A 26621-nucleotide genomic window follows, 5' to 3' on the forward strand; every position below is an offset into this window, starting at 1 on the left:
AAATTTAGATAGAGATAACTTCACAAGACTTCTCGTCGCGTTCTAATTATTCCCAACCAGACCTGTAATCGCTTGTACCAACACTTCCGGTTCAATAGGCTTTGAGATATGTTTTTGAAAGCCTGCGGCAATAACCTGTTGCCGGTTGGTGTCCCCTGCGTAAGCTGTGAGGGCGATCGCCGGGATTTGGCCTCCCTGTTCGGGGGCAAGCGCTCTCACCTGTTGGATCAACATATAGCCATCCATCTCCGGCATCCCAATGTCACTGAGTAGAACATCTGGTTTCGCTTGAGGCAGAATGCTCAATGCTTCCTGGGCAGAAGTAGCGGCTGTTACCTGTGCCCCTTGTTGCTCTAATACAAATGCCACCAATTCTCGGGTATCGGATTCATCATCCACAACCAGAATTTTAGTGCCCCTCAAATCGAGAGATGGGTCGGGCGATCGCTCATCCTGGTTGGTGTTCGATGATGGGGACAGGAGAGGAAGCCGGACGGTAAAGGTTGCTCCTTGCCCTTCACCAGGGCTTTCAACACTCACCGTTCCTCCATGCAATTCAACCAAATGACGCACAATCGCCAAACCTAACCCTAATCCACCGAACTTTCGGGTTGTCGTCCCATCTTCTTGACGGAAGTAGTCAAACACATAGGGTAAAAAGCTAGGGGCAATCCCCTGTCCCGTATCACTAACGATGATTTGAGCAGATGAATCAAGACGGTCTAATCGAATACTGACCTGTCCTCCTGGGGAGGTGAACTTCACAGCATTGGAGAGAAGATTCCAAACCACTTGCTGTAATCGAGTGGAATCCCCCAAAATCAAATCGGCATCCTCTACAAGGCTTGCTTCTATTTGGATGGACTTCGCTTCTGCTGCCAACCGTACCGTTTCCATTGCGGCTCGAATGGTGGAGGCAAGATTGACCCGAGCCACATTAAGACTCAGTTTGCCGCGTAGAATTCGAGAAACATCCAGCAGGTCTTCAATCAGTTCTGATTGAAGTTTGGCATTCCGTTCGATGGTTGCTAAAGCTTGGGCTGTTTTTGCTTCGTCTAGCTTGCGGCTCTGAAGCAATTTAGACCAGCCGAGAATGGGATTAAGGGGCGATCGCAATTCATGGGATAAGATGGCCAAAAATTCGTCTTTGATGCGGTTGGCACGTTCGGCTGCCTCCCGTGCGGCTTGTTCTCGTTCTAAAAGCTGTTTACGTTGGGCGGCGTCTTGTCGCTGCTCAATCAAGTCCGCCGCTTGCCGCGCGAGCAGATCGAGAAATCGTAATTCACGATCGCTCGGTCGGTGACGAGTGCGCCAGTGGGTGGAAACCATACCAATGGGTTGGCCCGAACGAGACATCAGCGGGGTGGATTGGGCCGAGAGCAGCCCAGCCTCAAAATGCAATCGCTTCGAACCGTCAGGGTCTTCGCTGGCTGGCACATCAAAATCCACAAATGCTCGCTCGCCAGTTGCTAATGCAATGCCACAGGATGTATGGCAACGCGTGCTCAACCGATTAAATTTCTCACCCACTTTCGGGCTGATACCTTGAGTGGCAAGCAGCAACAGTTCTTGAGTTGCTTGATTGAAGAATTGAAACGAGCCGGCGTCCGCCTGTGTTAGCGCGATCGCTGTCGCTAAAATCTTGTCATAAAGCACCTGAATATCGGTTTCAGTGGTCATCCGCGCACTCAGGTCACGCAGCAGTTGAGTATCTCTAAGGTCGGCGGCGATCGCCGCTTCAGCTTGTTTGCGGTCGTGGATATCGACGGATGCACCGAACCAGCGAATAATCTCACCCGTTTCTGGGTGGCGATAAGGCTCGGCTTTCACGAGAAACCATCGATAGGTTCCATCGGCTGCTCGAATTCGATGTTCGACCGTGAAGATGCTACCCATCTCGCGCGCTTGATTAAATGCCTCCATCGTCATGGCACCATCATCCGGATGAACGAAGTTGGCAGCAATTTCTGCGGCTGTCGTTGGCTCGTAAGGCACTCCTGTATAGTTGCTCCATTGTTTATTGAAAAACTCAACCCGACCTTCTGAGTTCGTAATCCAGACGATTTGAGGAACAGCATCCCCCATGAGCCGGAAGCGCTCCTCACTCTCACGCAATGCGATTTCAGTTTGCTTGCGATCGCTAATGTCGTTAAAGAGAACCGCCACCTTGCGCTCTTGTGGCTCACCCATCCGGAAGCCATAAACATCGTAAAACCTTCCCAGTTGTTGGGCAGCGTTTTCAAATCGCTCTGGCACTCCTGTTAGCGCGATTCTGCCGTAAAGCTCAAACCAGTGTTCCTCAAGCTGCGGCACTAATTCGCGTACGGTTTTGCCGATCGCGTCCACCAACCCGGTCTGTTTCTCAAAGGCTGGATTGACTTCGAGGAAGCGGTAATCAAATGCCTTTCCAGTTTCATCAAACAGAACTTCGATCAGGCAGAAACCTTCGTCTATCGACTCAAAAAGCGATCGATATTTAGCTTCTGATGCCCATAGGGCTTCTTCGATACGAGCACGTTCTAGACGTGGGAAGATTCGGTTTGAGATTTCCTCAATCAGTTGAATTTCATCTTCACGCCAGTCGCGGGGTTTCGAGTCACAGATGGCGATGTAATGGGTCCACGTGTCATTATGATGAAACGGAACGGTGACGAATGAATGTATGTTGAGTGCAGCATAGCCTGCTGCATCCGTGCGTGGGTCAATTTGCGTATTGCAAATCACAACCATCTCTCCAGCCCGGCTTGCCCGCTCAAACTCTTTGCTTAAGTACTGAGAAATGCGAAACGTGCCTCTTGTACTTGGCACATCTGAACTGCTCCAGCCATAATGAGCCGTCACCTGATCGTGAGCTTTATCAACATCCGCAAAGTTGCAAGTCGTAATCTGCAAATAGGCACCGATCTTTGCCCCAACCGTTTGCATGATCTCATTAGCGCTCGAAAGACGCGAGAAGTCTTCGGTGATGTCAGCGAGGAAGGCAAGATTTGCTTCACGGCGTTTGCGATCGCTGATGTCGTTGAAGAGTATCGCTACTTTGCGCTCTTGCGGCTCACCGATGCGGAAGGCATAAACATCGTAAAACTGCCCCGCTTCCTGAACAACGTTTTGAAACCGCTCTGAGACTCCTGTTAGTACAATTCTGCCGTAAAGTTCAGACCGGTGGTTCTCAATCTCCGGAATTAATTCGCGGATGGTTTTTCCAATCACATCTACCAGTTCAGTCTGTTTCTCAAAAGCTGAATTGACTTCTAGAAAGCGGTAATCAAATGCTTTTCCGGTGTCATCAAATAGAACTTCAATTAGGCAAAACCCTGCGTCTATTGATTCAAAGAGCGATCGATATTTGGCTTCGGATTCTCGTAGAGCGGTTTCAACACGAGTCCGTTCTAGCTTTGTCCAAATCCGATTCGCCAATTCGCGCATCAAATCAATCTCATTGCTGCGCCAGTTATAAGGAGTTTGATGATAAATACCAAGCGTAAACTTCCATTCACCCTCTCGAATCAAAGGAACGTTGATAAACGAACCAATTTTGAGGGCTGCAAACTGCTCTGGGTCACCAATATGGGGGTCAGTTTCGACATCTCGAACAATAATGGTTTGCCCAAGTTTGGCAGTCTGAAGGAATTCTCCTGTGACAAATTCTGGTAGACGATAAATGCCGACCAAGCTGGGCACATCTTCCTGATGCCAGCAGTAATCAATCGTCGCGACCTTCGCGCGCTCGTTAATTTCGACAAACGCACAATTGGACACTTGCAGATAGTGGTTAAACTGTTCGCCAACTGTTTGAATAATGTCTTCAACACAGGCTGCCTCAGCCAGGTTTTGAGTTACTGTAGCGAGTAATTCAGCACTCAACTCTGCCTGTTTGCGGGCCGTCACATCGCTCGCCGCTCCCAGCCATTCAACGACTTCATTTTGGTCGTTCAGCAGTGGGATTGCACGCGAAAACGTCCAGCCGATTGTTCCATTTAGCTGAATAATGCGGTGTTCTAGCTCAAAGGTGCTCTTGGTGCGGATAGCTTCTGCGATCGCCGCCATTACCCGAGGCTGCTCTTCTAGAGGAATATATTTCTCAAACCATATCTGACTTGGAAGTTGGGTACTGGCAAGAAAATCCTTGCCATTAAGGAGACGCATTTCGCGCCAATCCGCGCTCATTTTATATACTGTGTCAGAGCTAGCAGCGGTGAATAAGCGGAACTGTTCTTCTGATGCCCGCAGGGATGCTTCTGCCTGTTTGCGCTCAGTAATATCCAGAACGATCGCGACCGCCGATTGCGGTTTACCATTGCGACCGCGGATCACCGAGACACTGTTGTTGACCCAGACAACCGAGCCATCCTTCCGGATATAACGCTTCTCAATTTCAAACGGCGTACCTTCGGTCCGCATCCGATGAAACAGTTCGACATTACGAGGGAGGTCTTCAGGATGGGTAATGTCATGTATTCGGAGTTGCCTCAGTTCATCAGCTGAGTATCCGGTGATATTACAGTATTTCTGATTGACCAGTATTAATTTACCATCGAGATCGGCACAGGCGACGCCTGCCACAGCTTGATTAATAATGGCTTGATAGCGCTCTTCTAAATCCCGCGATTGCTCCTCTGCTTGTTTGCGTTGGTCCTCAATCTGTCTGCGCTCAGTAATGTCGCGTGAGATGCACAACAGCCGTTCAACTTTCCCATCTGCACCTCGAATGGGACTGATTTTGTTATCCCACCATTTGGGTTCGCCATTCAACGTTAGACAATAGCCTTGAACCGAGCGAACTTCGCCTGCTCCTGCACGGGCGATCGCCTCCCTAGCCGCTTGCTGCTCCCCTTCCTGCCAAAATTTTACCCAGGAGGTGTTAAGGAAGGGCGTGATGTCCTGAATACCGAGCAGTGCCTGCCCTCCCCGATTCATGAACAGGATACGTCCCTCCAAATCCAGCACCTTGATACAGTCATCGCTGCTATCGAGGATTTGTAGCGCCTGGATCTCTAAAGGTAAATTGGCCGTTTGGGAAATGTCTTGAGATGAACCATTGTTTGAAGAAATAGAGTGGCGGAGATTATCGGTCATCGGTTCCCCATCCTCACTCTGAGAAGTATTTGGCAAGCAAATCCTGACCGGCCTCACCCATCTGATGCAATAAGTGCTCAATCTGCTTCAATGCAATAGGTAAGGGCTTTGTTCGCCCATTCTCCCAGCGATTGATGCTTTGAAATGAAACCCCTAACTTTGCAGCAAACTTAGTTTGAGAGAGTTCTAAACGCTGTCGCGTTTCTCGCACGAGATTTGCTAACTGAGGATGATCGATTGCAGGCATAAAGCATACTGGGAGCACTCTAATTAGCTATAACACCTGATATAGTGCTTGTTCTTCTCTCTTAAGGTGTAAAACTCAAGGTTTTACATAACGTTTCGCTCTCCTAAAGTAGTTGCTATAGAACGTGACCTACAAGGGACAAAATCTTGGAGTAAACAAGAGTTTGAGTATGTCAATCTAGGAGATAAACGCTTAAGGAGATTTCCAGTAATGAAATTACCCCCAGAATGTCGGTGCTTTGCCCGCTTCGCGGGCAAAGCACCGACATTCTGGGTAAATTCTTATGCAGAAACCTCCTAAATACTCGGTTGAAGAAGTTGGCACAAGACCTATCAGAGGCACCAGAAGCCCCGATAAACCAAGCAAGCAAAGATTGGGCAGCAACCAAGGCAGCTTACCGATCCTTCCAGAACGCTCATGTCACCTCTCAGCAGAAACATCTGAAAGCTTTGGCAGGAAAGTCTTTTGAGCTTCTTGTCTCCCTATTACCCATAAAGGCTGTTATATACGATCGCAGACCAGCCACCCCTTTGTGCCAATTGTCCCGGCATCATCGATCACAACGGGTTCTAGCACATCCACTGTCCATACCCGCGCAAACGGTAAGCCCACTTTGCGAAACGATCGCCGTACCGTCTCTGCATCGGGGGCTTCAAACTCACAGATCACCCTGGTTCGATCATGGGACATTGTGGAACGAATCCAATGGACATCATGGCTACTGTGGCAGGGAATTGCCATCTTTACATCCTGATTCCACTTTTCTTTTGTGATCGGCGGATCAAATATTTTTTCAACCAGAACTCTTACCATTTCTACCTCCTATCTCTTGGTTACAAGATTATCTATGAATTGCATTTCTTGATATTTAGCTAATTGATTTAGCCTTTCTCTGGCTGTTCTACTAGATATTCTGCCAACTGTTGAATTGCGATTCGCGCTCGCTCACTAATCATATAAACATTAATTCTCTGGTGCAAATCTTCAAATAATTCGAGGGCAATTTGATGGTCTTCATGCATTAACCTGCTACGAATTAGGGTTGCTTCGGCAAGCGCAGTCTCACTGGGATGGTCCACAATCTGAGCGGCTCTAACAGCGGCTTCGGCCCGATCGATCGCCAATTCGATGCGATGCTCCTTCAAATCAATTTCTGCGGCAAACGTTAGCGTATAAGCTATCATTCGCTGCGAATCCAGTTGGCGAAGCGACAACAAGGCTTGTGCCAACATTTGCTCTGCGCCCGTTTGTCCAACTGCATAGCGGGCAAGGGCATCGAGGGCGGCAGCAAAGGCTCCTTCACTTCCCTCTCCGCTGATTTTGGCAGCAACGGCTGCTAATTCCGATGAGTAGGGAATGGCGGCGATCGGGTTACTGGCTTCTAGCTCTGTCATTGCCAGATAGGTTAGACAGGCGCACTCTCGCCAATGATCCTGCTCTGCCTGCGCCATCTTCCATGCTTGATGCAAAAGCGATCGAGCCGTTGGATAATCTGCTGCGTGGCGGCGCACACAGCCCAGGCCGCAGGGAATATCAATCAGCTCTACACCCACCCTGGCAGCGAGGGACTGTGCTTCGAGCAACAGAGCTTCTGCACGAGGCATTTCGCACTCGGTTTCCGCCAAACACCAGCCTGTGTATGCCAGCATTCGAGCCGTTGTGGTAGAACTGGCTGCCCGACCCCGCTCGGCTGCCCGCAGCGAATGCTCCTGAACGCTTGTCAAATTGCCCTGCTCGTAATTCAGTGCGATCAGCACTTCAAACCCGGTTGCCTCCTCGTCCTGCAACTCTAAAGTGCGAGCCTCCTCAATAAGCTGATGGAGTTCGGCTTCGAGTTGGGCAAATCGCTCTCTGTTCACGCCTGCTAAAACATGCAGCTTCAGTAACTCAATCCGGCAGCGGACTCGCGCTGAATGCTCAAGATATTGACAGTGTTCAAGTCCTCGCTCGGTTAACTGGGAAGCTTCAGCATAGGCAAACAGGCGTAAACAGCGTTCCGCTGCAATGATACAGGCCGATGCTGCCAAGTCATGATTCCCACCTAAGGAAGCATGGTAAGCAATCTCACTGGCAAAAGAATCTTCGGTGGCAAAAGATGATTTCAATGCCTGAGCAATTTGTCGGTGCATTAAACGACGACGTGGGACAGACATCTGATGATAGGCAATCTGGCGCACAATATCATGCACAAAGTCGTACTGCGTTTCGCCTTGAACGATCGCCCCTGGGCAAATAATGCCTTCCTGTTCCAGTTCTTCGATCGCCGTCAGCAGTTTATTTGAAGGGAAATCTACAATTTCAGCAATGGTCGTGGGGTTAAAGCTGCGACCCAGCACTGCCGTCCAGGATAAGAATTCTCTAGTGGATTGACTGAGCTGCTGAAGTCGCTCCTGAATCAGCGCCTCCAGACTCTCCGAGCAGGCTGTCCCATGCTGTGCAATGGCGCGAGCAATTTCCAGCGCAAAGAGCGGATTGCCACCACTCTCAACAAAAATCTGGTTGCCGTCGATCGCCCAATCAATTTCCTGAACGAGCTGCACGGTGTGGGTTTGATTCAGAAGTGGCAGTTCCAGACTTTGCAATCGATTTTCGCGCCGGAGGGACTGCACCAGTTTGTTAACGGGCTGACTCGCTGCTAATTCACGGGCACGGGCAGCACAGGCAAATCGCACCCTCGTATGGCCCAGTAAACGGGCAGCGTAGTGTAGCAGAGCGGCCGAAGCTTCATCAAGCCACTGGATATTGTCTAGAATCACGATCGCGAGCTTGTTAGCTGAAAGCTGCGACAGTAAACGCACCATTGCGTCAAATAATCGTCTTAAATCGGTTGGTTCTGCTCTGGGAAACGCTTCGGGAAACAGCGATTGGAGTTCGACTGGCAAATCCGCCAGAGCCTGGGCAGGAAGCGAGTGCAGCGCATCTATCCAGACTCCGTAAGGACGCAGCATTTCGGCTTCAAATGCCAATCCCCATAGCACCTGACCATTGTTAGCTCGTACCGTGGTCGCCAGTTCTTCCAGTAAGCGGGTTTTGCCAATGCCGGGTTCACCCAGCAGCAGCAGGATCTCTGAGCGGTGATCGTCGGTTAGCCATCGGTGCAGCAGGTTCCACTCCTGCTCACGTCCAATCAGAGGCAGGGTGTGGGATGTGGAAGCGCTGTCTGCCTTGCTGTCTCGTTCAACTGCCCCCAATGTTCTTAATGCCGTTCTCTGAGCTTCGGTAAGTCCGATCGCCCCTGCAATATTGGTTCCTTGATAGGGGCGATCGGCTCTCAGGGTATGTAAGCATTTTCCCGTGTGGATATTCCAGAGTTTAATAGTTTCATCCTGACTACCGCTTGCCAGCGTTTCACTATCTGGACTAAAGGCGATTGACCAGATGAGATTGCTATGTCCCTTCAGCGTATGCATGCAGTAGCCTGTATCAACCTCCCACAGTTTCACTGTTTGATCGCTGCTCGCACTGGCAAGCCTTTTTCCATTGGGACTAAATGCCACTGACCAGATACGACTGCTGTGTTCTTCTAGCGATCGCCGACAGTCTCCGGTCGTTGTATCCCATAGCTTCACCGTATGATCCCCACTGCCGCTAGCAAGCGTTTGGCCATCGTCACTAAAGGCAATTGACCAGACCCAGTTTTGATGTCCTGCTAGAGTATGCAAACATTTTCCTGTGCGAATGTCCCAGAGCTTAATCGTCTGGTCGTAACTGCCACTAGCCAGAGTGTAACCATCCGGGCTCAGGGCAACTGAGCACACCCAGCTTGTGTGCCCTCGCAACGTCTGAAGACACTGCCCGGTTTGAACATTCCAGATCTTGACTGTATGATCATCGCTGCCGCTAACCAGGCGTTGGCGATCAAGGCTAAAGGCAACGGACCAGACCCGACCTGTATGTCCCTCCAAGGTGTGCAAACACTGTTTACTCGAAATGCTCCATAGCTTAATGGTCTGATCGCCACTGCCGCTGGCTAAAAGCTGACCATCGGCACTAAACGCCACGCCACAAACCGAATTCGTGTGGCCTGCCAGCGTATACAGGCAGTCTCGGGTACGACTGTCCCAGAGTTTAACGGTGTAATCGTCGTTGCCGCTTGCTAACAGGGGTTCAGTTGGACTAAACGCAACTGAACGCACCCGATTGGTATAGCCCTGAAGCGTCCTCCAACATTGTCCGCTGTGGAAGTGCCAAAATTTGACGGTATAATCGCCACCACCACTGACCAACGTTTGACCATCGGGACTAAAGGCAACCGCTCGCACCCAGCTTGTATGCCCTCGCAAAACCTGAAAATTTTCTCCGGTGTCCACCTGCCACAGCTTCACCGTCTGGTCTTCGCTGCCACTTGCAAGCGTTTGAGCATCGGGGCTAAAGGCGATCGATCGCACCCAGTTGGTATGTCCGCTCAAAGTGTTGAGGCATTCGCCAGATTCAACGTTCCAGAGCTTGATCGTCTGATCGCTGCTGCTGCTTGCCAACCGATCACCCTTTGGACTAAAGGCAACGGACCAGACTCCCTTTTCGTGTCCCCGCAAGGTTTTACAACATTTGCCAGATTTGAGATTCCATAGCTTCACCGTTCCATCCTCGCTGCCACTGGCAAGCAGTTGACCGTTCGGGCTGAACGAAACCGATCGCACCCAGTCAGTATGGCCCTCCAGAGTGGCGCAGCATTCCCCCCTGGCCAAACTCCAAAGTCTGATAACCGTCGATTCACTGCCAGTAGCAAGCAGTTGACTATCTGGGCTAAAGGCGATCGACCAGACTTGATAGGGTGCTTCCTGCAACGTCTGGAGACACTGCCCGGTCTGCACATCCCATAGCTTGATAGTTTTGTCATCGCTACTACTCGCGAGCATTTGACCGTCGGGACTAAAGGCAATCGACCAGATCCAGTTTGTGTGCCCCTGGCAAATCAATAAATTTTTACCGTCCGCAACCCGCCAGATCCGCAGTTCCCGGTTGGTATCCCCTGTTGCTAGCAGTTGACCATCCGGGCTAAACGCAACCGCTAACGTCAGGCTCAGCGTTTCCGTAAAGACAGTTTTGGACAGGTCACTGTTTACCAAACTGACTTGATGTAACCGAACATTTCGCAGATCCGCCTGCCAAAGCGCGAGATCAGAGAGGTCATAGCCTGTCAGATCTGTTTTTAACTGAATCAGCAGGTTTAACACATTGCCCGCCGCATATCCCGATCGATGCGATGCGTCCTGCCGAAGTTTGACCAGAATTCGAGTCAGCCGTTGCTCGACCTGGGCCCGATCTCCCAGGCGGATTTGAAGTTGATGCAAAATCGGCTGTACGATCTGGCGAATTTGAATTTCCTGAATGTAATCCTTACCTTGTGCTTTTAATAATGCATGGCTGTGAAGCAGGGGAACCGCAAATGCAGGCTTGGGCAATCTGGAACAGGTGAATGGAGCAGTTGGGGTAGATCGAGAAGATGTTTGTTCTTCTCCATTTGCTATCTCTTCAATCTCATCACAAATCCATTCAATCAGGCGATCGGTCACGTATTGCATCACGATCGGTGGTTGGGTATAGCCTCCTGACTGAGTTTCTAGGAGCGATCGCCAGCTTAATGATTCCAGGGCCTGCAATAAATCAGCACGAGACGCAGCGGGTACAAAATCAGCAGCCAGTTCTGCTAATGTTGTTCGCTCTCGATTGATTGCCAGCCAGAACATGATGTTTTTTTCAAATACAGAACTTCTCAAGCACTGCTGATCGAGTAGTTGATACAAGCCATGAAAAACACCCGCATCTTCAGATAGAAAATCTGCAATACTGCCGTTAAATAAATCTTGAATCGAAGTAGAAACGATTTTTATCGCCAGAGGATTGTTGCTGTACCGCTGGCACAACTGCTGTTTTTGCTCCTCAGAACCTACTAAATTCTTGGCCTCCAAAATTGCAGCGGTGGCTTCTGGAACTCCCCCCAATTGCAGCGATCGCACAGCTTCACTTCCTTCCAGGGCAGCAACTTCAGCAGGTTTCTCCCGGCTCGTCAACAGCACACAGCTCTGATGCTGCACCTCACCTAATAGCCTGAATAAGTCTCCGTAGTTTTCATACCCAGAACGGTATTGTCCAGCCAAATTTCCCTGCAGGGGTAACTGCTTAGCATCACCCCCCAAAAAAATGCTTTCCACATTGTCCAAAATCACCAGGCAACGATGGCACTTGAGCCAGTGAATGAGCCGCCCCGTTTCGGCTCTGCTGTCCTGCTGCTCAGACAGAAATAACACCAACTCAGCCAAGAGGGTTTCCAGCAGAGGGGCGTTGCGCAGCGATCGCCAGATCACAAACTCAAAAGGGGGAGGAGTGGATGGAGGATGAGATAGTTGGCTCTCCTGCACATCTCTCCTGCCTCCCTGCGCCTCTGCTACGCTGCTCTCTAAAATCTCCTGCGCCACTTTAACGGCCAGCGAGGACTTACCAATGCCGCCCATGCCCAGTAGTAGGGCAATTCGACATCGGTGATTGACGATCCATTCCCGCAACGTCGATCGCTCTTTCTCCCGCCCGTAGAACACAGAAACATCGATCGCTTCACCCCAATCCTGACGAGGCGCTAGTACCGGGGAAGGGGTTGGCGGTGTCAGGAAAATCGTGGGACTGGTGGCAGAACTAACGGCAGGAGGGGGTTCGTCCTCGTTGAGAATTTGCTGATAGAGATCGCGAGTTGTAGCACTGGGATCAACGCCCAATTCCTCACGCAGCACGGTCATACAGCGATGATAAACCTGAAGGGCATTGGCACGATCGCCACTGTAACTGTACAGCCGCATCAAGGTACAGTAAGTCGCCTCATTTACAGCGTCTGCCCGCAAAAGCTGCTGAGCATAACCGAGGGCAGCGCGATAGTCCTGCTGTTGCTGCAAGTGATTAATCAATTGCTCCAAGGCGCTGATGTATTGCTGCTGAAGCCGTTCGCGCTCGGGGGCAATCCATTCGTCCTGACAGCTTGGCAGCAGGTCGCCTTTGTAAAGGGCGATCGCCTGTTTGAGTAACGCTTGTGGGGTCGCGACATCAGCCGCTTGTGCTGCTTTAAGAGCCTCCTCAAATTCCATCACATCCAGGACCGATGACGCAACCGGCGACCATTGCAGCGTTTTTGACTCCACTAGAAGCAATTGATCAGCTTCAGGTAATTCCCGACGCAGATAGGTCAACTCTTTCCGAAGGTTGGTACGCGCCTGAGTATCAGTCGAATCCGGCCAAAGCTGAAAAGCAAGGCTCTGACGTGATTGAGGGGCGTGACGGTGTAAGACGAGATACGCCAATAATGCCTGCGATCGCGATGTACTAATGCCAGCGATCGGGCGGTCATTGTAGACAATCGACAATTCGCCGAACAATCTGACTTGTAAGGTTGCAGGCATTGCGCTTAAACTTCCAAATCAAATATTTCAACCGTCTATTCTGCTTTGGGATTACAACTAATTATAATACCTGCTATAAGCTCTTAAAGCTTTAATTAATATTTCAAAAAATGCCATTAATCTTGCCGATCTGTGTGGTAACTGATCGGCTTAAACCATACTCTGTTCCCCTTCAAGCCTTCTCAAGTTCCAATAATTTTTTCAGCCAAGCTTTTTTTTCCACCTTGCCATTGATCTGTTTTTGCGACACAACCATCAATACTGCAAGAAAACGTAGAAAATTACGTTGCAACAGACATTGTTTACACCTTAAGTAGGTATCAGAAGTAGATGGTCCACTGGATCTGCTTTCACTTCACTTTGCGATCAATTCAGATTAAACTTAAGGCCCAAGTTCCGTCTATATTAGAACACGCTTATCTGGCAGTAACGGCTATCTTATCTATCACATAACCAGTTTCCTGTAATCGATATCCTTCTGATAGCTCCAGCCAATCGATTTGACACATGACATGAGACAGTAACCCCACTTCTATCAGATTCCGAGGAAATTTTCCTACTGGTCCTTACATCGCCGCATCTGCAAGTCGTCCGATTTATGATGCTCAAAACCGCTTGCTGGGCATGATTGCTATTGGTATTCATCTATTGAAACTGAGTGACTTCTTACGCAGCCTGAATATTAGCCAATCTGGACAAGTATTTCTTGTAGAGCGAGACGGCACCTTAATCGCTAACTCTGGCACAGAAATGCCCTTTGCCCTTGTCAATAAGGAAGTTCAACGATTACGAGCAATTGATAGTCCCAATCCCGTTATTCACACGATTGCTGAGCACATTCAAACTACCAACGGGTTTCAGGCAATCGCTCAAGATACGGACTTCCAGCTTGAGATTCAGGGGGAACAGTATTTTGTTCATGTTGTGCCTTGGCGCGATGAATATGGATTGGACTGGCTATTGGTGGTCAGTGTGCCGGAGAACACATTCATGGCCCAAATCAATGCCAATACCCGCACCACGATTGCGCTCTGTTTTGCAGCTTTGGCTATTGCTTCTATAATGGGCATCTTCACCTCTCGTTTGATTGCTCGTCCCATTCTTCGCCTCAATCGGGCCAGTGAAGCAATGGCATCTGGCAACCTAGATCAGACGGTAGAAGCAAGCAATATTCAAGAGCTCAACACCCTATCTAACTCCTTCAACCACATGACAGGACGGATGAGTGAACTGTTCACGGCCTTAGAGCATAGCAAGGCAGAATTGGAAGACCGGGTCGAAGAACGCACAGTTGACCTTAAAAATACTTTGGCAGAATTGCAGCGGACTCAGGCTCAAGTGGTTCAAAACGAAAAGATGTCGAGTCTGGGGCAATTGGTGGCTGGGGTCGCACATGAGATCAATAACCCAGTCAACTTCATTCACGGTAACCTCGCTCATGTGCAGGAATGCACCGAGGATTTATTGGCATTTGTGCAGTTGTATCAGCAGCATAATCCTCATCCTGCTCCTGAAATTCAAATGGCTGCTGAAGATATTGATCTAGAGTTTTGCAGGAAGACCTACCCAGGATGCTGGCTTCGATGAAGCTGGGAACCGATCGCATTCGCCAAATCATTCTGTCATTGCGAAACTTCTCCCGTATGGATGAAGCTGAATACAAAGCGGTTGATCTTCACGAAGGCATCGACAGCACCCTGCTGATTCTGCAACACCGCCTCAAAGCCAAATCTGAGCGACCGGAGATTGAGATTAGCAAAGACTACGGTAAGCTACCACTGGTCGAATGCTATGCCGGGCAGCTCAACCAAGTGTTTATGAATATTTTGGTGAATTCTATTGATGCGATAGAAGAGAGCAACGCCAAGCGTACTTACCAGGAGATTAAGGACAATCCAAGTCGAATTACAATCCGCACATCCATTGTTGATACGGCCTGGGTAGAAGTGGCGATCGCTGATAACGGGGTCGGTATTACTAAAGAGATTCAACAACGAATATTTGATCCCTTCTTCACCACAAAACCCCATGGAAAAGGCACCGGAATGGGAATGTCTATCAGCTACCAAATCGTCACGGAGAAACATAGTGGCAAGCTAGAGTGCTTCTCAACACCTGGGAAAGGAACTGAGTTCATTATTCGGATTCCTCTACAGCAACAAGTTCATTCAGCGATTTCTACTCAGAGCAACAAATAGTTAATATGGCGGTGTAGTGATTCTAGCGTGATGGCATAAAAACCTCATTTATTCGTACACACTTCCTTATCTGTGACTTCATTTTTAATGGTGACTTAGTAGAAGCAGTAGTTCTTATAAGAAAACAGATGGAGTCTTTGGCAAGGCTTCATGAGCTTGACTCTGCGCCCTGGCAAAAGTTGATTGGCAAAGTGCCCAACATCAAAAATATTCTAAAAGGGAAATCGGGATGTATGTATGATGACCTCTCGGAGGTCGCTCATTTCTCGACTCCACGAGTTGCTGAATTGCTCCATGTTATTGAAGAGGGCGAATTGTTGGGGCCAAGCTTACTCCCTCAACATTCCCAAGAAAGCGGAGCTTGTTTTGATACGAATTGTCTCGTTGCAATATACTTTATTTCTTGGCTTGTGGAAAAATTGCCAAGGTGGTATCCCAATTATGGCAATACAGAGGATAAACTTACCCTTGGAAACACTACATTACTTGCGGTGAACTTGGGAGTGGGTAGTGCTACAGATCTGTTGTTTTTGTATTATAAATCTGTTGGAATAGAGGATATCTCTTAGTCAATTTTAACTCATGGTTTTAGGAAACCATTCATTGTCCAGATTGTGATGGTACTGAGGTCATTAAGCATGACAAAACACTGGAACGTTTTGAAAAGTTCACCTTAAATCATCTCCTGACCGAAATGGCGCGTTGGAGTGAACTTGGATCCCAATTTCAAGCAGAACTCGCTGGCATGACTCCAGCCAGTGCGCTGTCGAGTGCCTAAACCATCCGCCAGGCTACTTTGAGCCCTAGATTGCAATACTGGCTGCACTATCGACGAAGCTACGTTTCGTTCTGAAAATAGACACTTACTACTCAACGGCTCCTAACCAAAGCACTCCTACCCTGGCACAAACCATTACAGTTCAAAAGGGCAGTTTAGAGTACATTCCCAACGAAAAACCTCAGTATAGGAGTTAGCTATATTGGGGCTAATCGAGTGTTTGGAAATATCGGAGGCGATGGATATCAAAATCTTAGAATCACTGATGGGCGTATTGGAGACGTATATGAATATAGAGGGGCAAAAGCTTATAGAATCAGAATTATTCAAGTGAATAGCAACTATCTTGCTGGTTCTGTAATGTTTAGAGTTGGCCAGTTTGACAATCGCTAGTTTTAGGTTGCAACTCCTACCTTAACCAGTTACCCTGAGGAGCTTACACTGTTAGGGGTGATTGAGCTGGCTAACCAAGTTCTCCCTACTAATTACAAAGGCGCAAGTTAGTAGCATCACAGCATCGGTTGCCCTGGCGAAAATTCGTGGCTCAGTTGCAGCCACTCATAATATGCCCTAATGTCGGCGAGGCCAAGAAAGTAGGTTCTGTTAAGAGCACTTGCTGATACCCATGTTAGTGGTCGCCATTCCAATGGTAGTTACTGCAATACGCCTGCTTCATGAAAAGATATCAGTGTAATTACTGTTAAAGCAGTGGCTTCTTAAGTTGAGATGAACTCTTAGAAGCTCTAGCCTAAATTTTTTTAGATGTCGGTAATCTAAGACTGACCATCTTGGTATATTTCCAGGCTGGTGTTAGAAACTATCGCATTTATTCTCCTACTGCTATGTCCAGCACCACCAACCAAGCGCCTACGCTCACCGCCAATACGGGTGTTTCAGCAGCTCAAAACGAATGGGTCACCGTTACCAGTGCGATGCTGCAAGTCAGCGATGCAGATACCTCTCCAGATCAACTGGTTTACACAATTACCCATTTACCCACAGGCGGCTTACTGCAACTGAATGGGCAGCTACTGAGTGTTGATAGCAGTTTCACCCAGGATGATATCAATCAAGGTCGGCTGACCTATTTTCGAGGAAGCAGTGCTGGAAGTGAAAGCTTAGGTTTTGTCTTTACCGACGGTACTCAAGAGCTCAGCTACTTAGCGAAATCAACGTATGGCCTAAGTGCTTCTTTTTCGGCCTCAGGTCGATATATCACCTTTACTGCGGATGATAGTAGCTTGGTTAGTGGTGATACCAATGGAATAGATAATGTTTATGTCTACGATCGCTACACCAAAACCTACAGCCGTGTCTCGCTGAGTTCTAATGGCGAACAAGGATATAGTTCCTCCCGCAGTCCCTCTATTTCCGCAGATGGCCGATATATTAGCTTTATATCCTATTCCAACAATCTGGTCGTGGGGGATACTAATGGACGCGATGACGCGTTTCTGCACGACCGCCAAACCGGTGAAACAATTAGAATTTCAGTCGATCCTAACGGAAATCAATCAAATACAGGCCCTTCCTGGGTCAATGGTATATCAGCCGATGGGCGTTATACTACGCTATCTTCCTATGCGACAAATTTGACATCTGATGAAGACATTAACAATGATCTTGATGTCTTTGTTTATGATCGCCTAACACAACAAAATACACGCATTTCAATTCCGTTTAATGGAGTTGCAGATGCGCTTGGCTATTCTCGTAGCCCTGCAATTTCAGATGATGGACGTTATATAACTTTCTACTCGACGGCGGCAAATCTGGTCCCAGGCGATACCAATGCGTTACCAGATATCTTTGTTCGCGATCGCGTAACCGGAGAAACGACCCGCGCCTCGATAGCATCAGACGGCACACAGAACACGGGGCAAATCAGCGCAGCTGACATATCCGGAGATGGGCGTTACATCGTTTTTAGTTCTACAGATGGAACATTAGTGAGTGGCGATACAAACGGTGTTATTGATATCTTCATTCATGATCGGGAAACAGGCCAAACGAGTAGGATTTCAGCAGGGGCACAAGGAGAACCCGCAAATGGGCATTCTCGGCTTCCGTCTATCTCTAGAAATGGACGCTATATAACGTTCGCTTCAAATGCGACAAATTTGATAGCAGGCACCTCCATCCCGACTGGCCAGATCTATGTTTATGATCGCCAAACTGGGGAAACAAGGGTTATTGAAGGAAGCTTTCTTGAAAGTCTGCCTGGCTCAACTCTGGCATGGCCTAATCCATCTCCTTTTTATCAGCGAGAGTGGCTTGGTTCTGAGGTATCACCTGATGGACGTGCAATTATTTTCTCCTCAAGTACCATGGACTTACTTGCTACAGAAGCAGATCAAACACGGGGGATCTATCTGTATAGTCCTAGAATCTTCAATGGCAGAACGGTATTGGGAAGAGAATTCACCAACACCGCACCAACCTTGAGGCAAGAGATTAGCGATACATGGGCTATGGGAGGCACTTTTTTCCAATATACGGTTCCGGCCAATGCGTTTACGGATTCTGATGGAGGTGATGTTCTCAGCTATCGTGCGGCTCTTGCGGATGGGAGCGCACTTCCTACGTGGCTTCAATTCAACGCTCAAACCCTCACCTTTAGCGGGACACCAACGAGTGCCGATGCAGGCTTTCTCAATCTTCAACTAACGGCAACAGATACGGCAGGTGCTACAGCCACGGACACCTTTGTGTTAGAAATTGCGAGTTCCAATGCCCCGCCTATCGTGGTCACCCCTTACAAACAGCAAACAGTCATCGAAGACGAGTTTTTCTCCATAACCATTGCGGATATTTTCAGGGATAACGATAACAACGATTTTCTGGTTTACGGAGCACGTCTGAAGTCCACTTTTTGGCCTGCTAACTCCCTCACCATCGACCCCAAAACCGGACAAATCAATGGTACGCTTCCCAATACCGCCGTAGGTTCTCAATATATGCCTGTGTGGGCAACGGATCGGTTTGGCAGAACCACTAACACCTGGGTCATATTAACGGTTACCAATACCAACGATGCCCCAATCGTGGCTAACGCGATCGCCGATCAAGCCACTACGGCAGAAATACCCTTTCTGTTCGCCGTACCCAGCAATACCTTCCGAGATATCGATTCGGATGATGCACTCGTCTATAGCGCAACTCTAGAGGACGGAACTCCTCTTCCGGATTGGCTTCTGTTCAATCCCACAACACGGAGTTTTAGAGGTACACCGGCCAATGCGCACATCCATCCCCTGCAATTAAAGGTGACAGCAACCGATCGTTCGGGTATTTCCATCAGCGACGTCTTTAGTCTGACCATTACGAGCAATACGGCTCCAACCCTGGATACGGCCATTACGGATCAATCCGTGACTGAAGATACTCGATTCTCGTTCACCATTCCCAGCGGCACATTTGGAAATACCGATGCGAGGGATGGGCTCACTTACAGAGCCAAGCTGGAAGATGGAAGCCCTCTTCCGGTATGGCTCCGGTTTAATGCAACAACCCTGACTTTTAGTGGAACTCCGACGAATGCCTACGTAGGAACCCTTAATGTGCAGGTACAAGCCACTGATCGGGCTGGAGCTTCTATCAGTGATGTGTTTACGTTAGCGATCGCCAATACCAATGATGCTCCAATGCTGACTGCTCCTATCTGGGATCAATCAGCCTCTAACTATATAGAGTTTTATTTCCAAATTCCCAGCAACACATTCCGAGACATTGATCCAGGAGACGCCCTCACCTACAGTGCCACTCAGGAAGATGGAACGCCTCTTCCTAGCTGGATTAGCTTTGATCCTTCAACACAGTCTTTTATCGGTACCCCAACCATTACTGATGCTGGTACCCTCAATCTGCAGGTAACAGCAACCGATTTGACAGGAGTGGCTAGAAGCGATGTATTTACGTTAGCTATCTTGTCCGATAACCATGCTCCAACATTAGCCACTTCCCTACTTGATCAAGTTGTGAGAGAAGATCAAGCTTTTGTTTTTGCAATACCCAGCAACGCATTTCGAGATGTCAATCCAAATGACCTTCTGACTTATAGTGCAACGCTAGAAGATGGCCAGCCGCTTCCTTCGTGGCTAAGCTTTGATGCTTCGGCATTGTCCTTTAGCGGCACTCCAAGAAATACCCATGTGGGCACAATTAGCATTCAAGTGACCGCGGCGGATCGAGATGGTGCCACAATTAGTGATAGCTTCGCTTTATTGATCGCCAACACGAACGATGCCCCTGATGCCCGTAGAGATCAGATTATTTTTGCACAGAGCCGTAGTCTGTCCATCTATAAATCCATACTTTTGCAGAACGATTACGATGTGGATCCGGGTGATCGCCTCACCATTTCATCCGTAGCAAAACCTCGCAACGGTGCCTTGATGAAGGGTAGCAGCGATGCCTATTACATCTATGTGCCCTATAAGGCCGGATTGAATCAATTTGCTTACACCATTCGGGATCGATATGGTGCGACGGCAACATCTATCATGGATCTCGTTGCCACAACTTTACCGGCGGCGCTTGTTGGAACGACCCGAGCCGATCGCCTCATTGGGAATGGTCAGGAAAATGGCATTCGAGGTTTCGGTGGTGATGATGCCTTGTTCGGTAGGGATAAATACGATGCTTTGTATGGTGAGGTAGGAAATGACTTATTAGATGGAGGAAGTGGCAACGATATTCTGGTTGGGGGGCAAGGGCAAGATCGCCTTTTGGGCGGCACCGGAGCCGATAATTTAGTGGGGGGTGCAGGTCGCGATCGCCTAACAGGTGGCAGTGGGAAAGATCTTTTCCACTTGGCTACACCCAATACTGGATCAAGTGATGTGCTCACCGATTTCCGCATTGGAGAGGACCGATTACTGATTTCCCGAACAGACTTCCGTCTCAATCACCCGCTGGCTGTTCTTGCCGCTCAATACTTAACGGTCGGTGCCCGAGCTGTGCGGGGTAGCGATCGCTTTATCTACAATTCCGGAAATGGACGGTTGTTCTTTGATGCAGATGGAACAGGCCGCATTGCTCAAGTTGAGATTGTGCAATTACTCAATCGGCCAACCCTTAATGCATCCAGTTTAGCTGTCATGGCTTGATCAATTTATTGCCGAGCACCAAAACCTTCACTTCGCTGTTGGGAAGTTGTTGCATACTGCTATTTCCACTCACCGTTTTCACGACACTTCTAGGAAATTCTTACAAAAAGACCCAGCCCAAGAGCCAGGTCTTCACGTCGTTAACCAGTTTCTCAAACTTGAATGACTGCTATGCAGTGGGAGTGGCGATCGCCTCATCAAATTCGACACCACGGTAAATGAGGTGTAATACTCGTTGAACGACAGGAAGTTTTGCGGCCTGGTGAAAATGAACCGTCGCACCACGATACTGCCCAGTAACAGGGGCATCAGCTACATCAAGCTGTGCAGGAACCGCATCATAACGAACACCACGATAAACCAGTTTCATATGCTTCGCCTCTTTTTGTAGCGGTAGGTGAGGCGCGTTCCTTCAGGAGTACTTCCTTACTTCCGTCTTCAAACCTGAATGAAGGGGGTTGAAGATGAACGATTTCTATACTTAAATTACCAAATCTGTCTACCTGCCTCCTCCTACAACCGGGTGATCCGATTGGGTGTTCCTCTATCGGGGGCGATCGCAAAACACTGAGAGAAGTGGATACTGTCCCCGGGCACTACCCACTTCCCCAGAGAAGAACTGACGAAGAAGCACCCCCAGCAGCCCCACTCATATCAACCAAGAAGTTGACCAATCACGCTTCAGAGACGAACTCTGAGGCACGATTTCGATCAAGCCTACACGGATGGGTAGACTTTCAGGAGCACATCGGCAATATAGCCATAGCCCAGAATGAACTGGCTGCACTTGTGTTGTGCAGGGCCAACTTCAGCCGTAGCTGAGACTACATACAGGCCAGGATCCATCCCCCACTTCCGAGCCGTGCCAGGAAGCGCGAAGGTGTAATCGTATGTGTCTTTCGTGGTGGAGACCGTGACGACCTGATCGACTTCGTCAGCGATGTTGCCTTGGCCTTCAAAGTGAAAGTTCATCGTGATCTTAGTTTCCAGGCACATCAGCAGAGCTGACAAAGGCGACTTGTTGAAGGAGATTTTCACACTAGCAATAACCTTTTCGTCTTCTGCCACAATGTAGGGAGACTGACCAGATGCTACGAAGTCAGGCAGCATCGGTTCTCCAGCCGTGCCATTGACTTTCAGATCAGACAGGGTGAAGAACACAGGTCCCAGGAAGTTCCAGGAATAGGTTTCGATTGCCGTTACCTGGTCACGCTGAGCTTGAGCATCAGCCAGGGCGGGGGAGAGAATGCTTGTATCAGCCATCGTTAATGTCCTCTTAGGTGACGATAATCAGGTATGTTCGTTGACGGCATTTGTAGGGCTTGTTATAAAGGCTGTGTTTGTCAATTGCACTCACTATGACATCAATTTTTTTGAGACAGTCCTCAAAACGGGGACTATTTGTTCACAGGAAAGTTTGCACGGTGAGCTATGGGAAAAAGCCTCTCAGACATCTATCTATAAGAGCTTGAGCTTTTCACAAAGCGACATGAGTTTAGCAAAATTTGCTTTAGTTCAAGGGTTGCAGCAGTCTTCCCCCAACGACTAGAGGCGCTCAGCAGAATCTATTCAGCACGAAAGCCCGATCAATGAGTTTACCCATTAGCAAAGACGTATTGCTTCCCCACGGATTACACCTGTTTCCAGTTCAAGGTACATTTCGTCACGAATTTTTGACGCAACTCTACGCCTTTATTGAAGCACTCCCCGGTGTCACTCCGGCAGATATGAGTACCCAGGTATGGAAAGGATGGTGGCTCTCGGGTTCAACATTTATGTGTGAGGAGGCAGGGTTCTTCTCACTGGTAGCCATCAAGGATACTGAACTAATCTTGCGCTTTTGTACTACAACCTTCGAGGAGCATGAAGCCCGTATTATTCAATGGGTTTTGGCACACTGCGTTTGCACGATCTACGATTTTGATTGGGGAACCGAGCTCACGACGTCTGACGAGCTCGCGCGTTGGATGAGTATGCACTATGTCAGCAATACAGGCCAGCAACAACGTGCCATAGCTACCCTGACTGAAGAGGTAACGAATGCCTTCTGTGAGGCTATACAATATAATTCCCATGAAGAATTCATACTATTTTTGACAACACCACAGCATGGCCAGCGGCGGTTAGTTATACCCGAGCCAAGCATCGTACTGCATGAGAATGACCGTCTGCCTCAATTGAGTAGAACCGAATCCTTGACGTTACGCCTGCTTGAGCTGTGCAGCCGCGTGGTTTCCTCAGTACTGTTCACACCTGACCGTGTCTTACACATAGTTTTTGACCGTGCGATACACCTCGATATTTGTGCAGAAGCACCAGGGGAGTATCAGTATGCTTGGACACTGGAATCGCCTGTACCCCACCAACCGCATGAGTGGGTAGAGCGGGTGTGGGTACGACGTGGGGGCGATATTGTTGTTGTTGATGCCCCACTTACAAATGAAGCACAGCATGTTGAGTAGTCTCCACGTGAAGACCTACGGATCAGGATAGGTAGAAGCGACAAATCGCAATTCTCGTTTGCCATCAGCCCGTTTCAGCCAGAACCAGGACACCGTGAGGGGATAGTCTAGGCCCGTGAGATACACCTGTAGACCGCACTCGACATGGCGGTAGAGGTCTTTCAGGCAGCGACCATCTTGCAGCGTCCGATCGCTTCGTAGACGACGATGGGTCGCCAGGAACGTTTGCGAACCCCATCAAGAAACTCGAAGGTACCAAACACAGTACCGGCGGTTCTGTCGCCTACCTCCACCCCCCGCTCCTGCATCATCTCCTCCAAGTCTCCCTAGCTGAGGGAGTAACGGCAATACCAGCGCACGTTGAGCAGGATGATCTAGGGCAAAAGGTGCCCTCACTTGAACAGAGTAGAAGTAGACATTGAAGAGCGAGTTGGCAGAGTCCGGTTTGTCTAGCTTACCATTGACTGCCTACAACGTTGAATGCAAGTAGCAACGGCAGAAATCTTTAAACCTTTTGCTATGTAAAACTCATCGTTATCATTATCCCTGTATTTTTAGTAAATTACTGGAATTTCTAAAATGAGTTTTTTATGTGTATAAAACTGTAAAACGCTCTTCATCGGGTAACCATCAGGACCAGCATCAAGAACCTTGATTAGCTGTAGCAGTAATGGCTACTATCAATTGCCCTACGTTCCAGCGATCTACATAACGAATTCCATTAATAAATAAAGCAGGTGCAGCTATTACCCCACTTTCATATCCGCCCGCAATATCTGCATTGATGTGATCCAAATGTACTCTTCCAGATAAATCCTGTAAAAATTGGGAAATATCGATTCCTAAGTTATTGGCATACTCTATTAAATAACCATTTTCTAACGCTTGTTAATGCATGAACAACAGGTCATGCATCTGCCAAAACTGACCTTGTGCTGCTGCTTCCGCCGCTTCCGCCGCATACCGGACCTGACCATGGTTCTGAGACTTTGGAAGATGCCGGAAAATAAAGCATAGATAATTCTCTCCCAACGAAACACTAAGCTGTCGTTGAATTGCTTTAATCAGCCGGTAAACATCTGCACTTTGAGGAGATTGATAGTCTCCATACATCACCAGCACAACGGTAGTACTCAACACACCTTGTTTATGATCCTGTGTTGACGGTGGAACGAGTAATGAGCTGGGGTTGCAGTCGTCGCTCACGGATACCTCCGAGGAAAAGTATGCTGGTCGCAGGCGATCGCGTACAGCTCCCCTGTAATTTATGTCAAGTAAACATTAATCTTAGTAACTTAACTGCTGCTAGTGTTTGTATAAATTCAATATAGGTAATTGACTCCAGTTTGTCGTCCACTCAGAGTTGACACTTTTGCAGCATACGAGGATTAATTAATTCGTCCATCCCAAAGCGGAAGACCGGCTCCAACTCAGGTTAGAATACACACTCAAACTAAAATACAGCCTACAAACTGACAATCCCTCGTTTCACTGTAACAATCACTGCTTGTGTACGGTCGTTCACACCCAATTGACTGAAAGTGCGACTGATATGAGATTTAACGGTACTCTCACCAATACGCAAAATAGTTGCAATGTCTAGGTTATTCATCCCCTGCGCAATTAAACGGAGCAATCTCAAGCTCAAGCAATGACAGCCATGCCAGAGTCGCAGTTAATGCTGCTTGTCAATTCTTATCGAACAATGGAGTGGTCATCAACAATGAGAACACAAATTGAAGCAAATTGGCTGTTCATGATGCTGGCTCTCGCTGAATCGTGATAAAGATTTCTGTTCCCTGTCCTGGGTAGCTGCTAATTGTCAACTGTGCGCCAACCCTCTCTGCTCGTTCGCTCATTCCTAGTAGCCCAAATCCATGGCTAGGGATGCTACCTACTCCAAAGCCTTGCCCATCATCTTTCACACGCAAGATGCACCGTGTGTCCTCATACACCAACTCAACGCGAATTTCGCGCGCATGAGCGTACTTTATGGCATTGGTTAGCGCCTCCTGCCCTATCCGCAGCAAATTATTCTCCACTTCGGCAGGTAAGGAGTAGGCTGTGCCCTGAACCTCGTAAATTAAAGCAGTATCGGTAGAAGCTCGCATCTGAGTTACAAGCCGATGCAGAGCGCTCGATAAATCACCCTCCTCTAGCAACTGAGGACGCAAGGCTGTCACCGATCGACGCGCTTCAGCCAGTCCGGTACGTGCCAGTTCATCGATCATTTCTAGGTGAAACTGGGCTGCTTCCAAATCATCCGTTATCACTTGGGTCGTAGCTCCTACTTGGACAAGAATGCCAGTAAAGGTTTGTGCTAATGTGTCGTGAATTTCTCGCGCCATGCGGTTGCGTTCGTTGAGGATCGTCGTTTCCTCAGCTTGTTTGAGTTCTCGTAGTGCAGCATTTCGCTGTTGAGTAATGTCAGTAATCAGACCATAGTAGCCTCTGACTTGATGATTGGCATCAAAGTCAGGGATGAGGGAACCACTGATATAGCGTGTACCAGATGGATAGGGAAGCTCTGCCTCATAAATTGTAATTTGCCCTGCCAGCGCTCGATCGATGTACGGTTTCACCGCTTGATAAGCTGCCTCACCGATGATCTCACGAGCATACCGACCCACAATTTCGTCCCGTCTACAGCCAAACCACTCTTCATAAGTCTGGTTAACAAACTGATAGCATCGGTTTGCATCTATATAGCTGATACAAACAGGAAGAGCGTCAGTGATCAGTCGCAATTGCTGTTCTCGTAAGCGCAACTCATCGTAGACATCGCGTAGTACGGCTTCGCTTTCCTGTAAAGCTGCCGTTCGTTCTGCCACCTGTTGTTCCAGGGTATAGTTGTAATTAGCTAATAACTGCTCTGCTTGTCTCCGTTCTGTGATGTCTTGAAAGGCCACCATTGCATAAGCCACATGGCCCTGTTCATTAAATACGGGAGTTCCCCATACCTCAATGGGGACCATACTGTTAGTTTGGCAAATTTCCATATCATCGACGGTAGTGCGTTCGCCGGTCAGCGCTCGGATAACTGGCAGATCCTCAGTGGGATAGGGTTGATCCGTTCCCGCTAGATACAGTTGATAAGCCTCTGGAATCTGATCTGGAGTTACGGAAGGATCCATTCCTTGTCCTAATAGCTCAATTCCTCGTTGATTTGTGTAGTAAGGGCGGCCAGCAGTATCTACTACTACAATTGCCACTGGAATAGCTTCTAGAAATTGAGCCATCTGATTTTCACTGAGTTATCGTCAAATCTGGTGTACGAAGAAAGATTAAGCGGCGTTCTTGCTGATGTCGGTTTTTGGGTCTACTCGGATCCCATCCTTGAATTTCACTCCTTCAATCACCTCCC

General features: G+C 48.5%; 11 protein-coding genes, 3 pseudogenes and 1 riboswitch. Of the genes and pseudogenes, 4 read left to right on the forward strand and 10 right to left on the reverse strand.

The annotated features are described in order from the left end of the window. Positions 1 to 42: 42 nt before the first annotated feature. From H6F91_RS26590 to H6F91_RS26610, 4 genes are all read right to left on the reverse strand, one after another. Entirely contained in the window at positions 43 to 5076 is a 5034-nt protein-coding gene (locus tag H6F91_RS26590) for a PAS domain S-box protein (protein WP_190774160.1), read from the reverse strand. Positions 5077 to 5089: 13 nt separating this feature from the next. Then, positions 5090 to 5323 carry a helix-turn-helix transcriptional regulator gene (locus tag H6F91_RS26595; protein WP_190774159.1) on the reverse strand — a complete coding sequence of 78 codons (234 nt, stop codon included), beginning with the start codon at positions 5321 to 5323 and terminating at the stop codon, positions 5090 to 5092. Positions 5324 to 5824: 501 nt separating this feature from the next. After that, positions 5825 to 6136 carry a DUF4242 domain-containing protein gene (locus H6F91_RS26605; protein WP_190774158.1) on the reverse strand — a complete coding sequence of 104 codons (312 nt, stop codon included), beginning with the start codon at positions 6134 to 6136 and terminating at the stop codon, positions 5825 to 5827. 68 nt (positions 6137 to 6204) lie between these two features. Then, on the reverse strand, positions 6205 to 12711 hold the full coding sequence (locus H6F91_RS26610; RefSeq protein ID WP_190774157.1) for an AAA family ATPase: 6507 nt from the start codon (positions 12709 to 12711) through the stop codon (positions 6205 to 6207). A gap of 549 nt (positions 12712 to 13260) precedes the next feature. Here H6F91_RS26610 and H6F91_RS28695 point away from each other — a divergent pair. The 3 genes and pseudogenes from H6F91_RS28695 to H6F91_RS26625 form a co-directional block, all read left to right on the forward strand. Continuing rightward, positions 13261 to 14909: pseudogene (locus tag H6F91_RS28695) on the forward strand (ATP-binding protein); the annotation flags it as partial. Positions 14910 to 15037: 128 nt separating this feature from the next. Next, entirely contained in the window at positions 15038 to 15478 is a 441-nt protein-coding gene (locus tag H6F91_RS26620; RefSeq protein WP_190774156.1) for a hypothetical protein, read from the forward strand. Positions 15479 to 16529: 1051 nt separating this feature from the next. Beyond that, positions 16530 to 20795, forward strand: coding sequence for a putative Ig domain-containing protein (locus H6F91_RS26625; RefSeq protein ID WP_190789571.1), 4266 nt, complete (start codon positions 16530 to 16532; stop codon positions 20793 to 20795). 169 nt (positions 20796 to 20964) lie between these two features. Here H6F91_RS26625 and H6F91_RS26630 read toward each other — a convergent pair whose 3' ends face one another. Together H6F91_RS26630 and H6F91_RS26635 are read right to left on the reverse strand one after the other, a co-directional pair. Beyond that, a complete protein-coding gene (locus tag H6F91_RS26630) occupies positions 20965 to 21165 on the reverse strand; it encodes a DUF4278 domain-containing protein (protein WP_190774154.1) in 201 nt (66 codons plus the stop codon). 31 nt (positions 21166 to 21196) lie between these two features. Continuing rightward, positions 21197 to 21268, reverse strand: a riboswitch (Glutamine riboswitch). Between the two features lie 244 nt (positions 21269 to 21512). Further along, positions 21513 to 22058, reverse strand: coding sequence for a hypothetical protein (locus H6F91_RS26635; RefSeq protein ID WP_190774153.1), 546 nt, complete (start codon positions 22056 to 22058; stop codon positions 21513 to 21515). 326 nt (positions 22059 to 22384) lie between these two features. Between H6F91_RS26635 and H6F91_RS26640 the strand changes: the two genes are divergently transcribed. Continuing rightward, entirely contained in the window at positions 22385 to 23257 is an 873-nt protein-coding gene (locus tag H6F91_RS26640; protein ID WP_190789572.1) for a hypothetical protein, read from the forward strand. Between the two features lie 161 nt (positions 23258 to 23418). Here the strand turns inward: H6F91_RS26640 and H6F91_RS26645 are convergent, their stop codons facing one another. The 4 genes and pseudogenes from H6F91_RS26645 to H6F91_RS26660 all read right to left on the reverse strand — a co-directional run. Next, the gene (locus H6F91_RS26645; RefSeq protein WP_190774151.1) at positions 23419 to 23568 is read right to left on the reverse strand and encodes a hypothetical protein; all 150 of its coding nucleotides are present in this window, start codon (positions 23566 to 23568) and stop codon (positions 23419 to 23421) included. Positions 23569 to 23899: 331 nt separating this feature from the next. Continuing rightward, positions 23900 to 24463, reverse strand: a pseudogene (locus tag H6F91_RS28700) (thioredoxin domain-containing protein). Between the two features lie 259 nt (positions 24464 to 24722). Then, a complete protein-coding gene (locus H6F91_RS26655; protein WP_190774150.1) occupies positions 24723 to 24869 on the reverse strand; it encodes a LuxR C-terminal-related transcriptional regulator in 147 nt (48 codons plus the stop codon). 142 nt (positions 24870 to 25011) lie between these two features. Then, a pseudogene (locus H6F91_RS26660) lies at positions 25012 to 26505 on the reverse strand (PAS domain-containing protein); the annotation flags it as partial. Positions 26506 to 26621 lie beyond the last annotated feature (116 nt).

Source organism: Leptolyngbya sp. FACHB-8 (assembly GCF_014695575.1).
In the GTDB taxonomy this organism is placed as follows: domain Bacteria; phylum Cyanobacteriota; class Cyanobacteriia; order Elainellales; family Elainellaceae; genus Vacuolonema.

What these genes read in the sequence shown, in the direction of transcription:
- H6F91_RS26625 (WP_190789571.1), top strand. Translation starts at nt 16,530, where the DNA reads ATGTCCAGCACCACCAACCAAGCGCCTACGCTCACCGCCAATACGGGT.
- H6F91_RS26595 (WP_190774159.1), bottom strand. Translation starts at nt 5,323, where the DNA reads ATGCCTGCAATCGATCATCCTCAGTTAGCAAATCTCGTGCGAGAAACG.
- H6F91_RS26655 (WP_190774150.1), bottom strand. Translation starts at nt 24,869, where the DNA reads ATGAATAACCTAGACATTGCAACTATTTTGCGTATTGGTGAGAGTACC.
- H6F91_RS26630 (WP_190774154.1), bottom strand. Translation starts at nt 21,165, where the DNA reads ATGAAACTGGTTTATCGTGGTGTTCGTTATGATGCGGTTCCTGCACAG.
- H6F91_RS26590 (WP_190774160.1), bottom strand. Translation starts at nt 5,076, where the DNA reads ATGACCGATAATCTCCGCCACTCTATTTCTTCAAACAATGGTTCATCT.
- H6F91_RS26620 (WP_190774156.1), top strand. Translation starts at nt 15,038, where the DNA reads ATGGAGTCTTTGGCAAGGCTTCATGAGCTTGACTCTGCGCCCTGGCAA.
- H6F91_RS26610 (WP_190774157.1), bottom strand. Translation starts at nt 12,711, where the DNA reads ATGCCTGCAACCTTACAAGTCAGATTGTTCGGCGAATTGTCGATTGTC.
- H6F91_RS26635 (WP_190774153.1), bottom strand. Translation starts at nt 22,058, where the DNA reads ATGGCTGATACAAGCATTCTCTCCCCCGCCCTGGCTGATGCTCAAGCT.
- H6F91_RS26605 (WP_190774158.1), bottom strand. Translation starts at nt 6,136, where the DNA reads ATGGTAAGAGTTCTGGTTGAAAAAATATTTGATCCGCCGATCACAAAA.
- H6F91_RS26640 (WP_190789572.1), top strand. Translation starts at nt 22,385, where the DNA reads ATGAGTTTACCCATTAGCAAAGACGTATTGCTTCCCCACGGATTACAC.
- H6F91_RS26645 (WP_190774151.1), bottom strand. Translation starts at nt 23,568, where the DNA reads ATGATGCAGGAGCGGGGGGTGGAGGTAGGCGACAGAACCGCCGGTACT.